Genomic DNA, 10,577 nt, shown 5'->3' with positions numbered 1-10,577 from the left:
CAGCAGTACCCAGCAGTACCCAGCAGTACCCAGCAGTACCCAGCAGTACCCAGCAGTACCCAGCAGTACCCAGCAGTACCCAGCAGTACCCAGCAGTACCCAGCAGCACCGCAGTACCAAGGTAGTATCAAGCAGTACAAGCCCCCGTTGTGTAGCGGCCTAGCACGCTGCCCTCTCACGGCAGTAGCGCCGGTTCGAATCCGGTCGGGGGTACTGGTCCCGCAAGGGATCGCCAAGAATGCCCCCGTTGTGTAGCGGCCTAGCACGCTGCCCTCTCACGGCAGTAGCGCCGGTTCGAATCCGGTCGGGGGTACTGATCTCGCAAGGGATCGCCAAGAATGCCCCCGTTGTGTAGCGGCCTAGCACGCTGCCCTCTCACGGCAGTAGCGCCGGTTCGAATCCGGTCGGGGGTACCAGAGCAGGAAAGCCGATGGCGTGTCCTTGTGAAAGGCGCGCCCATCGGCTCGATGCTTTGTTGGGGTATGGTGTAATTGGCAGCACGAGTGATTCTGGTTCATTTAGTCTAGGTTCGAGTCCTGGTACCCCAGCCAGTAAAGAAGGAAGCCCCGGTCACCGGGGCTTTTTTTGCATTCCCCGGCTTTTCCCGGAAAGGGCCCGCTCACGAGGTGAGCGGGCCCTTTCCGGTTTCGGGGGAGAAGAGTGTCAGCCGCGGCGGAGGGCCTCGGTGAGCCGGTTCGCGGCCTCGATGATGGCCTGGGCGTGCAGCCGGCCGGGGTGGCGGGTCAGGCGCTCGATCGGGCCGGAGACCGAGACGGCGGCCACCACGCGGTTGGAGGGGCCGCGCACCGGGGCGGAGACGGAGGCCACGCCCGGCTCGCGCTCGCCGATCGACTGGGCCCAGCCGCGCCGCCGGACGCCGCTCAGCGCGGTGGCGGTGAACCGGGCGCCCTGCAGGCCGCGGTGGAGGCGCTCGGGCTCCTCCCAGGCGAGCAGGACCTGGGCGGCGGAGCCGGCCTTCATCGGCAGGGTGCTGCCGACCGGGACGGTGTCCCGCAGGCCGGAGAGCCGCTCGGCGGCGGCGACGCAGATCCGCATCTCGCCCTGCCGGCGGTAGAGCTGTGCGCTCTCGCCGGTGACGTCGCGCAGGTGGGTCAGGACCGGGCCCGCGGTGGCGAGCAGCCGGTCCTCGCCCGCCGCGGCGGAGAGTTCGGAGAGACGGGGGCCGAGGATGAACCGGCCCTGCATGTCCCTGGTGACCAGTCGGTGGTGTTCGAGTGCGACGGCGAGCCGGTGGGCCGTGGGCCGCGCCAGACCGGTGGCGGCGACCAGCCCCGCCAACGTGGCGGGGCCCGACTCCAGTGCGCTCAGCACCAGAGCGGCCTTGTCGAGAACGCCGACGCCGCTAGAGTTGTCCATGCCCTAAGACTGCAGTCTCATTCCGCGAGACGCAAGTTCAATCTTCCGCGAAAAGCGCCACTCTGGATGCAGCAGCCCGGGAGACATCCAGGATGCGGCCTCGACAAGGCGTCCGCATCGTGGACACCGATCCGGCGTGCAGGTCGCGCGACGCGTGCCTCACAGGGCGGCGAAAGCACTGACCTCGACGACAAGAGAAGGCCGGCAACGCGGCCGGCTGGAGGGAATCCGATGGGACGGACACTCGCAGAGAAGGTCTGGGACGACCACGTCGTGCGGCGCGCGGAGGGCGAGCCCGACCTGCTCTTCATCGACCTGCACCTGCTCCACGAGGTGACCAGCCCACAGGCCTTCGACGGCCTGCGACTGGCCGGCCGCCCGGTCCGCCGTACCGATCTCACGATCGCCACCGAGGACCACAACACCCCGACCCTGGACATCGACAAGCCGATCGCCGACCCGGTCTCCAAGGTGCAGCTGGAGACGCTGCGCCGGAACGCCGCCGAGTTCGGCGTCCGGATCCACTCCCTGGGCGATGTCGAGCAGGGCGTCGTGCACGTGGTCGGCCCGCAGCTGGGCCTGACCCAGCCCGGCACCACCGTGGTCTGTGGGGACTCTCACACCTCCACCCACGGCGCCTTCGGCGCCCTGGCGTTCGGCATCGGCACCAGCCAGGTCGAGCACGTGCTGGCCACCCAGACCCTGCCGCTGGCCCCCTTCCGGACCATGGCGATCACGGTCGAGGGCGAACTGCCCGACGGCGTCACCGCCAAGGACCTGATCCTGGCCGTCATCACGAAGATCGGCACCGGCGGCGGCCAGGGCTACGTCCTGGAGTACCGCGGCTCGGCCATCCGCAGCCTCTCCATGGAGGCCCGGATGACCGTCTGCAACATGTCCATCGAGGCGGGTGCCCGGGCCGGCATGATCGCCCCCGACCAGACCACCTTCGACTACCTGGAGGGCCGCCCGCACGCCCCCGCGGGCGAGGACTGGGACGCCGCGGTCGCCTACTGGAAGACCCTGGTCACCGACGAGGACGCGGTCTTCGACCACGAGATCCTCATCGACGCGAGCGAGCTGACCCCGTTCGTCACCTGGGGCACCAACCCGGGCCAGGGCGCCCCGCTCGGCGCGAACGTCCCGGACCCGGCGTCCTTCGCCGACCCGCAGGAGCGGACCGCCGCCGAGAACGCCCTGGCGTACATGGGCCTGGAGGCCGGCACCCCGCTGCGCGAGGTCGAGGTCGACGCCGTCTTCGTCGGCTCCTGCACCAACGGCCGGATCGAGGACCTGCGCGCCGCCGCCGCCATCCTGGAGGGCCGCCGGATCGCCGACCGGGTACGGATGCTGGTCGTCCCGGGCTCCGTCCGGGTCGCCCTGCAGGCCGTCGAGGAGGGCCTGGACAAGGTGTTCACCGCCGCCGGCGCCGAATGGCGCCACGCGGGCTGCTCGATGTGCCTGGGCATGAACCCCGACCAGCTGGCCCCCGGCGAGCGCTGCGCCTCCACCTCGAACCGCAACTTCGAGGGCAGGCAGGGCAAGGGCGGCCGCACCCACCTGGTCTCCCCGCAGGTCGCAGCCGCGACCGCGGTGCTCGGCCGACTGGCCGCGCCCGTCGATCTCCCGTCCAACGTCGCTGTGGAGGCCTGAGCAGCATGGAGAAGTTCACCACCCACACCGGCCGGGCCGTCCCGCTGCGCCGCAGCAACGTCGACACCGACCAGATCATCCCGGCCCACTGGCTGAAGAAGGTCACCCGTTCCGGTTTCGAGGGCGGGCTGTTCGAGGCCTGGCGCAAGGACGAGTCGTTCATCCTCAACCGCCCCGAGCGGGCGGGCGCCACGGTCCTGGTGGCCGGTCCCGAGTTCGGCACCGGCTCCTCCCGGGAGCACGCCGTCTGGGCGCTCCAGAACTACGGTTTCCACGCCGTGATCTCCTCCCGTTTCGCCGACATCTTCCGTGGCAACTCGCTGAAGAACGGCCTGCTCACGGTCGTGCTGCCGCAGGAGACGGTGGAGCGGCTGTGGGAGCTCACCGAGGCCGACCCGACCGCCGAGATCACCGTCGACCTGGAGTCCCGCGAGGTGCGCGCCGAGGGCGTCACGGCCGCCTTCGAGCTGGATGACAACGTCCGTTGGCGGCTGTTGAACGGCCTGGACGACATCAGCATCACTCTTCAGAACGAGTCCGACATCGCGGCTTTCGAGGCGACCCGGCCGTCCTTCAAGCCGCGTACGCTCCCGGTGGCCTGAGAGTCCGGCGCCGGTTCCCGCGGATCGCCCGGTTCTCCGGGAGTCCGTTGAGAACAAGCATTCTGACGTTCCGCCGGATGGCCCGCCTCCCCCCTCGGGGGGGCGGGCCATCCGCCGTTGCGGAGCCGGAGTTCGGGTCCGCAACCGGACCCCGATTGCCGATTTGGCATTGCCGCAGAGGGGCCCGGGCAAGCACAACTGCGGGTAGATGGCACAATCAGTACATGCACCGGCACCATGAACCTCCGTACGCGGGCGGCGAACCCGCGTCACCGGAGTCCACGGGCCGGGGAGCCGAACGCCGAATTGACGACCGGCCGGACGCCGCCACCTCAGCTGCTGAGGGGCTGGACGACCCGGAAGTCGCAGCGCTCTACGCGCTTGTGGCCGAGCGGTTGAAGCAAGCTCACGCCCGCGTGCATGCGCTGAACGTGTCTGCCGATGCAAAGACCGCTCTCACCCGTCAACTGCTGATCGTCACCGAGACCGCCAAGCGCGATCTTCCGGGGGCGGCACGGCGGTTGAGTCGCTTTGTGCTGGACCTCGACGAGGGGCGCCCGCCCGTCGACTGAGGTCGCCGACGCGCAAATCCATTGCGACACTAGGGTGATTCGCGCGTTTGGTAATTGAAAGTCCGCAGATACATACCTAACGTGCGAAATGAACGGATGGAATCATCCGGCGCCCGTTTCCGAAGGGGAAGACGTGAACAAGGCTCAGCTTGTCGAAGCGGTGGCCGAGCAGCTGGGCGGTCGCAAGGCTGCCGCAGAGGCCGTCGACGCAGTGCTCGACACCATGGTGCGTGCCGTTGTGGCGGGTGACCGGGTGTCGGTCACCGGTTTCGGCACCTTTGAGAAGGTGGAGCGCTCGGCGCGCTTCGCCCGCAACCCGCAGACCGGCGAGAAGGTCAAGGTCAAGAAGACCTCGGTGCCCCGCTTCCGTCCCGGCCAGGGCTTCAAGGACCTGGTCAGCGGCAGCAAGAAGCTGCCGAAGGAGGGCCCGTCGGTCAAGAAGGCCCCCAAGGGCTCCCTCACCCCGGGCAAGAGCGGCGTCGCCGCGACCCCGGCCGCCAAGCGCGCCGCCACCAAGCGTGCCGCCTCGGCCGCCGCCGCCGCTCCGGCCGCCGCCGCGACCAAGAAGGCCGCCGCCAAGAAGGCGACCACCACGGCCGCCGCCAAGAAGACCACGGCCACCGCCGCCAAGAAGGCGACCGCGACCAAGAAGACCACGGCCGCCGCCGCCAAGAAGACCACGACGGCCGCTGCGACCAAGGCCGCCGCGTCGAAGAAGACGGCCGCCGCCAAGAAGGCGACCACCACGGCCGCCGCCAAGAAGACCACGGCCACCGCCGCCAAGAAGGCCACCACGGCCAAGAAGACGGCTCCGGCGAAGAAGACCACCACCCGCAAGACCACCGCGCGCAAGACCACCGCGAAGTAGTAACGGGCGGGTTTCCAGAGCCGTGGCGGCACCCTCTCCCGGAATTCCGGGCGACCGGGCCGCCACGGCTCTTCTGCTTTCCGGGCGCTCGGTCGGTGACCGGAGGCCTCCGGTCACCTGGGGCGGTCGCCCGGCCAACGGCGTCCGCAGCCTCCGCGCAGCGCCGGGGAGCGGCGCCGGGAGGGGCGTCAGACCGCGTCGGCCGGGTCGGGGAAGGTCTGCAGCGTCACGAAGACCACCCGGCGGGCCTCGCCGGTGCCCTCGGTGCGGATCCGCACCCGCTGGCCGGGGCGCAGCAGCCGCAGGCCGCCGGCGTCGAAGGCGTCCGCGTCGAACGGGACCGGCGTCCCGTCGTCGAGCAGCACGGAGCCGGCCCGGGTGGCGGGGTCGAAGGTGAACGAGGTGGCCTGCATGAAAGCAGCATAGCGAGCGGGTCCGACAGTCCCGGCGGCATCTCACCGTGCGGGTCGGCGGGCCTCCGCAGGCCCGCCGAGCCGGTCCGAGGCGGCGGCCGTGTGCGGGCCCACCCCGAGGGCGAGGGCCTCGGCGAGGTCCGTCCCGGTGTCGACGTCCCGGCGCACCGACTCCACGCCGTCCAGGCGTAGTTCACGGGCACCGCCGGCCGCGTGCCGGGCCCGGGAGCCGTCCCCGAACGCGGGGGAGAGCGGGCTGCCGGGGGTACAGGCCAGCAGGGTGGTGCCCAGACCGGGGGAGTCGGCCAGGAAGGCCCGGCCGCTCGGCGGTACGGCGGCCAGCACCCGGGCCAGTTCGGCCGGCCGCAGCGCGGGCAGGTCGGCGGAGAGCGCGGCCAAGGGCGCGCGCGGGTCGAGTACCAGCGCGGCCGCCGCGCCGTGCGCCAGCGCGTGGTTGAGGCCCCCGCCGGGTTCGTCGGCGACCACGACCGCGCCGAGCGCGGCCAGCCGCGCGCCGGCCTCGGCGTCCCGGGTGACCACCAGGACCCGGGACACGCCCGGGGTGGCCAGCGCGGCGGTGACGGTGTCGAGGGCGAAGGAGAGCGCCAGGTCCGCCCGGTGCGGCCCGGCGAACGGGGCCAGCCGGGACTTCGCCACGGCGAGCGGCTTGAGCGGCAGCACCAGCGACCAGCCGGCGGTGGGTGCGGGGGGCGCGACGGGCCCGCTGGGGCGTACGGTGTCCTGGGTCATCGGCGTCATTGTGACGCCGGTCCCGGAACCCTCGCCAGGCCGTCCGAACTGTGCGGACGTGCGTTTGATCACGCCTGCCCGGCCGGCTGGCGGGGCTGCTCGACAGCCGATGAGCGATCGGGCGAGACTGTTCCGCGCCCGGGCCCGGGCACCTCCCCGGTGCACGGCGCCGGGAGGCTAGGACTGCGGCACCCCACGTGCCGCACCGGATGAGGAGGACCTGGGGTGGCCCGCCGCTCGTACGCCAGCTTCGGCAACGCCGACTACGGCATCTGGTACCGCTTCGCGGCCGTGCTGGTGAAGCCGGTGACGACCGCGCTGGTGAAGCCCGACTGGCGGGGCTGGGAGCACCTTCCGCAGGAGGGCGGCTTCATCACCGCGGTCAACCACAACTCGATCATCGACCCGCTGGTCTACGCGCACTGGCAGTACAACAGCGGGCGGCCGCCGCGGATCCTCGGCAAGTCCTCGCTGTTCTCGGTGCCGTTCATCGGGTTCATGCTCCGCAAGACCGGCCAGATCCCGGTGTTCCGGGAGTCGACCGACGCGGCGCAGGCGTTCCGCTCGGCGATCGACGCGGTCAACGGCGGCCAGTGCGTGCAGTTCTACCCGGAGGGCACGCTCACCCGGGATCCCGACCTGTGGCCGATGACCGGCAAGAGCGGGGTGGCCCGGGTGGCGCTGATGACGGGCGCCCCGGTCATCCCGGTGGCGCACTGGGGTGCGCACGAGATCATCCCGCCCTACGGCAGGGGCGGATCCGGCAAGGGCCGGTTCAACCTCTTCCCGCGGCACAAGGTGACGGTGACGGCGGGGCCGGCGGTGGACCTGAGCAAGTACCAGGGCCAGGAGCTGACCGCGCAGGTGCTCAGGGACGCCACCGAGGACATCATGGCGGCGATCACCGCCGTCCTGGCCGAGGTCCGCGGCGAGGAGCCGCCGGCCGAGCGCTACGACATGCGGACGGCGGCCCGCGACCGGGCCACGGCGGCCGCGGCCGAGCGGCAGCGGGCCGCCGGCTCGCGCGACAGCGGTACCGAGGAGGTCGGCAAGTGACCCGATGCGCCGTGTTCGGAACGGGTTCCTGGGGGACCGCGTTCGCGATGGTGCTGGCCGACGCCGGTTGCGAGGTCACCCTCTGGGGGCGCCGGTGGGAGCTGGTGGACGCGATCCACACCACCCACGTCAACCCGGACTACCTGCCGGACGTCCCGCTGCCGGCCTCGATCCGGGCCACCGTGGACCCGGCGCAGGCGCTGGCCGGGGCCGACTTCGCGGTCCTCGCGGTGCCCTCGCAGACGCTGCGCGAGAACCTGGCGGCCTGGGCGTCGCTGATCGAGCCGCAGACCGTGCTGGTCAGCCTGATGAAGGGCATCGAGCTCGGCACCGCGAAGCGGATGAGCGAGGTCATCGCGGAGGTCGGCAAGGTCGCCGCGGACCGGGTGGCGGTGGTCAGCGGACCCAACCTGGCCCGCGAGATCGCCAACCGGCAGCCTGCCGCCAGTGTGGTCGCCTGCACCGACGAGGCGGTCGCCAAGCGGCTCCAGGCGGCCTGCCACACCCCGTACTTCCGCCCGTACACCAACACCGACGTGATCGGCTGCGAGCTCGGCGGCGCGGTGAAGAACGTCATCGGCCTGGCGGTCGGCATGGCCGACGGCATGGGGCTCGGTGACAACACCAAGGCGACGCTGATCACCCGCGGGCTGGCCGAGACCACCCGGCTGGGGCTGGCGCTCGGCGCCGACCCCTACACCTTCGCCGGGCTCGCCGGGATGGGCGACCTGGTGGCCACCTGCTCCTCCCCGCTGTCGCGCAACCACACCTTCGGCACCAACCTGGGCCGGGGGATGTCGCTGGCGGAGACCATCGCGGCCACCCGGCAGACCGCGGAGGGCGTCAAGTCCTGCGAGTCGGTGCTCGACCTGGCCCGGCGCAGCGGCGTCGACATGCCGATCGTCGAGGCCGTGGTGGACGTGGTGCACAACGGCCGGCCCACCCAGGAGGCGCTGCAGGCGCTGATGTCGCGCTCGGCCAAGTCGGAACGGCACTGAGCGGGGCGGCACCGAGCGGGCGGCACCGAGCGGACGACCGAGTGGGACGGCACCGGGCGGGGCCGCACCGGCTCCGGGCGTCCCGGAAGAGCACCGGCGAATCACAGCGCCGGGTGACTTTCCGGAAACACCTCGCACGGTAGTCTCAAACCCGATATGAGCATCGAACAGTCCTCCCCGAACCGGTCCGCGAAGCCGCGCGTAGCGCTCGTCTTCGGCGGACGCAGCTCCGAGCACGCCATCTCGGTCACCACCGCGGGCAGTGTGCTCAGGGCGATCGACCGCGAGAAGTACGACGTGCTGCCGATCGGCATCACCCACGAGGGCCGCTGGGCGCTGGTGAGTGACGAGCCGTCCCGGATGGCCATCACCGACGGCCGGCTGCCGGACGTCGACCATGTCGCCGAGTCCGTCGAGGGCCAGGTGGCCCTGCCGGTCGGCCCGGGCAGCCGCGAGGTGGTCTGGAGCGAGCCGGGGGCCGCCCCCAAGGTGCTCGGCGAGGTCGACGTGGTGTTCCCGCTGCTGCACGGTCCGTGGGGCGAGGACGGCACCCTGCAGGGCCTGCTGGAGCTCTCCGGCGTGCCGTACGTCGGCAACGGCGTGCTCTCCAGCGCGGTCGGCATGGACAAGGAGTTCACCAAGCGCGTCCTGGCCTCGCACGGCCTGGGCGTGGGCCGGTACACGGTGGTCCGCCCGCGCGAGTGGGAGAGCGAGGCCGGCCGCACCGCCGTGCGCGAGCGGGCCGCGGAGCTCGGGCTGCCGCTGTTCGTGAAGCCCTGCCGGGCCGGGTCCAGCATGGGCATCACCAAGGTCAAGGACCTCGCCGACCTCGACGCCGCGATCGAGGAGGCCCGTCGGCACGACCCCAAGCTGATCATCGAGGCGGGCGTCTCCGGCCGCGAGATCGAGTGCGGGGTCCTGGAGTTCGAGGACGGCCCGCGCGCCAGCGTCCCGGCCGAGGTGCTGGTCGGCGGCGGCTACGAGTTCTACGACTTCGAGGCCAAGTACATCGACTCCTCCGAGGTGCGGATCCCGGCGGAGCTCGCCGCCGAGGAGACCGCCGAGATCCGCCGCCAGGCGATCGCCGCCTTCGAGGCGCTCGGCTGCGAGGGCCTGGCCCGGGTCGACTTCTTCCTGCTGGACGACGGCAGCTGGATGATCAACGAGATCAACACCATGCCCGGGTTCACGCCGATCTCGGCGTTCCCGAAGATGTGGGAGGCCACCGGCCTCGCCTACCCGGAGCTGATCGACCGGCTGCTCCAGACCGCGCTGCGCCGCTCCACCGGCCTGCGCTAGGCCTGTTCGAAGGAGGGCGGGCCGGGGAACCCCGGCCCGCCCTCCTTCCGTGTCATCGCGGGTCGTCGTCGCCGCGGACCGCCGGGTCAGGGGATGGTGGCCTTCACCGCGTCGGAGAGCGAGGCCGCCGCGTCCAGCGGGTTGGCGGTCGCCCCGCCGGGGACGGTCACCTCGACGAAGACGGCGCGCTGGGTGGCGGTGAAGCGGTAGCCGCCGTCGGCCAGCTGCTCCGGCCACCAGGTGACCTCGTTGACGGTCGGCGAGATCTCCTGCTGGCGCTCCTCGGTCAGCCCCTCCGGGTGCGGCACGCCGCAGCGCAGCACGATGCGCGGGGTGCTGTCCCAGGCCGCCACCAGCGGCGAGACCGGTGAAGGGTCCCGGCGCGGGTGGCCGAGCAGGGTCGGCGGCAGCGCGGCGTTCAGCGCGCGGCAGTACTCGGCCTGGCGCGCGTTGGGCTGCGGTACCTCGATCTTCTCGGGCGCGCTCCAGCTGCCGACCAGCACCACCACGGTGCAGGTCAGCGCGAGCGGCAGGGCCAGCCACCGGACGGGGGCCGGCAGTGCCGCCAGGAAGCGGGGGACGCGCAGTTCTCGGGCCACCCGCCGATGGTAGCCGGGGCTTACAGGTGGACCACCGGACAGGTGAGGGTGCGGGTGATGCCCTCGACCTGCTGGACCTTGGCGACGACCAGACGGCCGAGGTCGTCCACCGTCTCGGCCTCGGCGCGGACGATCACGTCGTAGGGCCCGGTCACGTCCTCGGCCTGGAGCACGCCTTGGATTTTGGAGATGGACTCGGCCACGGCGGTGGCCTTGCCGACCTCGGTCTGGATCAGGATGTATGCCTGTACCACGGGGGCCTCCCGGCGGCTGGGGTACGGAGAACGCCGCCGTGATCACCCGGGCGGCTCCCGGGGTGGGAAACGGGCTCACCGGCAGTCTGATCACCACGCTACCGCGCGGTGGGGCGGGGAGGGGAGACCTCTGCAC

12 protein-coding genes and 4 tRNA genes are annotated in these 10,577 nt (G+C 71.7%); 11 read left to right on the top strand and 5 right to left on the bottom strand.

The annotated features are described in order from the left end of the window. Positions 1 to 140 precede the first annotated feature (140 nt). The 4 genes from ACIGZJ_RS30595 (at position 141) to ACIGZJ_RS30580 (ending at position 551) form a co-directional block, all read left to right on the top strand. A tRNA-Glu gene (locus ACIGZJ_RS30595) sits at positions 141 to 213 on the top strand. A 27-nt stretch (positions 214 to 240) separates the two neighbouring features. After that, positions 241 to 313 (top strand) — tRNA-Glu (locus ACIGZJ_RS30590). Positions 314 to 340: 27 nt separating this feature from the next. Further along, positions 341 to 416, top strand: a tRNA-Glu gene (locus ACIGZJ_RS30585). 60 nt (positions 417 to 476) lie between these two features. Next, a tRNA-Gln gene (locus ACIGZJ_RS30580) sits at positions 477 to 551 on the top strand. 112 nt (positions 552 to 663) lie between these two features. Here the strand turns inward: ACIGZJ_RS30580 and ndgR are convergent. Next, positions 664 to 1,377 carry an IclR family transcriptional regulator NdgR gene (gene ndgR / locus ACIGZJ_RS30575; RefSeq protein ID WP_148642806.1) on the bottom strand — a complete coding sequence of 238 codons (714 nt, stop codon included), beginning with the start codon at positions 1,375 to 1,377 and terminating at the stop codon, positions 664 to 666. Positions 1,378 to 1,608: 231 nt separating this feature from the next. On the opposite strand from ndgR, the gene leuC reads away from it, so the two are divergent. From leuC to ACIGZJ_RS30555, 4 genes are all read left to right on the top strand, one after another. Next, positions 1,609 to 3,030, top strand: coding sequence for a 3-isopropylmalate dehydratase large subunit (leuC, locus tag ACIGZJ_RS30570; protein WP_396460282.1), 1,422 nt, complete (start codon positions 1,609 to 1,611; stop codon positions 3,028 to 3,030). A 5-nt stretch (positions 3,031 to 3,035) separates the two neighbouring features. Beyond that, entirely contained in the window at positions 3,036 to 3,632 is a 597-nt protein-coding gene (gene leuD / locus ACIGZJ_RS30565; protein WP_392929488.1) for a 3-isopropylmalate dehydratase small subunit, read from the top strand. A gap of 224 nt (positions 3,633 to 3,856) precedes the next feature. Further along, positions 3,857 to 4,204, top strand: a complete 348-nt coding sequence (locus ACIGZJ_RS30560) for a hypothetical protein (protein WP_396460281.1) — start codon at positions 3,857 to 3,859, stop codon at positions 4,202 to 4,204. A gap of 133 nt (positions 4,205 to 4,337) precedes the next feature. After that, positions 4,338 to 5,072 carry an HU family DNA-binding protein gene (locus ACIGZJ_RS30555; RefSeq protein WP_392929490.1) on the top strand — a complete coding sequence of 245 codons (735 nt, stop codon included), beginning with the start codon at positions 4,338 to 4,340 and terminating at the stop codon, positions 5,070 to 5,072. A gap of 188 nt (positions 5,073 to 5,260) precedes the next feature. Here the strand turns inward: ACIGZJ_RS30555 and ACIGZJ_RS30550 are convergent, their stop codons facing one another. Then, positions 5,261 to 5,485 carry a hypothetical protein gene (locus ACIGZJ_RS30550; protein ID WP_392929492.1) on the bottom strand — a complete coding sequence of 75 codons (225 nt, stop codon included), beginning with the start codon at positions 5,483 to 5,485 and terminating at the stop codon, positions 5,261 to 5,263. A gap of 42 nt (positions 5,486 to 5,527) precedes the next feature. Beyond that, positions 5,528 to 6,235, bottom strand: a complete 708-nt coding sequence (gene cofC, locus ACIGZJ_RS30545; protein ID WP_396460280.1) for a 2-phospho-L-lactate guanylyltransferase — start codon at positions 6,233 to 6,235, stop codon at positions 5,528 to 5,530. Between the two features lie 225 nt (positions 6,236 to 6,460). On the opposite strand from cofC, the gene ACIGZJ_RS30540 reads away from it, so the two are divergent. The 3 genes from ACIGZJ_RS30540 (at position 6,461) to ACIGZJ_RS30530 (ending at position 9,588) form a co-directional block, all read left to right on the top strand. After that, positions 6,461 to 7,291: a lysophospholipid acyltransferase family protein gene (locus ACIGZJ_RS30540; protein ID WP_392929495.1), complete on the top strand. Its 831-nt coding sequence runs from the start codon at positions 6,461 to 6,463 to the stop codon at positions 7,289 to 7,291. Further along, positions 7,288 to 8,289: an NAD(P)H-dependent glycerol-3-phosphate dehydrogenase gene (locus ACIGZJ_RS30535; RefSeq protein ID WP_396460279.1), complete on the top strand. Its 1,002-nt coding sequence runs from the start codon at positions 7,288 to 7,290 to the stop codon at positions 8,287 to 8,289. Before ACIGZJ_RS30540 ends, ACIGZJ_RS30535 begins: the two co-directional genes overlap by 4 nt. 156 nt (positions 8,290 to 8,445) lie before the next feature. Continuing rightward, entirely contained in the window at positions 8,446 to 9,588 is a 1,143-nt protein-coding gene (locus ACIGZJ_RS30530; protein ID WP_396460278.1) for a D-alanine--D-alanine ligase family protein, read from the top strand. An 86-nt stretch (positions 9,589 to 9,674) separates the two neighbouring features. Here ACIGZJ_RS30530 and ACIGZJ_RS30525 read toward each other — a convergent pair whose 3' ends face one another. Together ACIGZJ_RS30525 and ACIGZJ_RS30520 are read right to left on the bottom strand one after the other, a co-directional pair. Continuing rightward, positions 9,675 to 10,187 (bottom strand): DUF3515 domain-containing protein, encoded by a 513-nt coding sequence (locus tag ACIGZJ_RS30525; protein WP_396460277.1) that lies wholly within the window; start codon positions 10,185 to 10,187, stop codon positions 9,675 to 9,677. Positions 10,188 to 10,207: 20 nt separating this feature from the next. Continuing rightward, positions 10,208 to 10,441 (bottom strand): Lrp/AsnC family transcriptional regulator, encoded by a 234-nt coding sequence (locus ACIGZJ_RS30520; RefSeq protein WP_387950233.1) that lies wholly within the window; start codon positions 10,439 to 10,441, stop codon positions 10,208 to 10,210. Between the last annotated feature and the right edge of the window lie 136 nt (positions 10,442 to 10,577).

Origin of the sequence: Kitasatospora sp. NPDC052868 (assembly GCF_044547105.1) — a bacterium.
GTDB lineage: Bacteria > Actinomycetota > Actinomycetes > Streptomycetales > Streptomycetaceae > Kitasatospora.
Note: the sequence above shows the minus strand (reverse complement) of the source record. Positions and strands in the feature narration are given on the sequence as shown.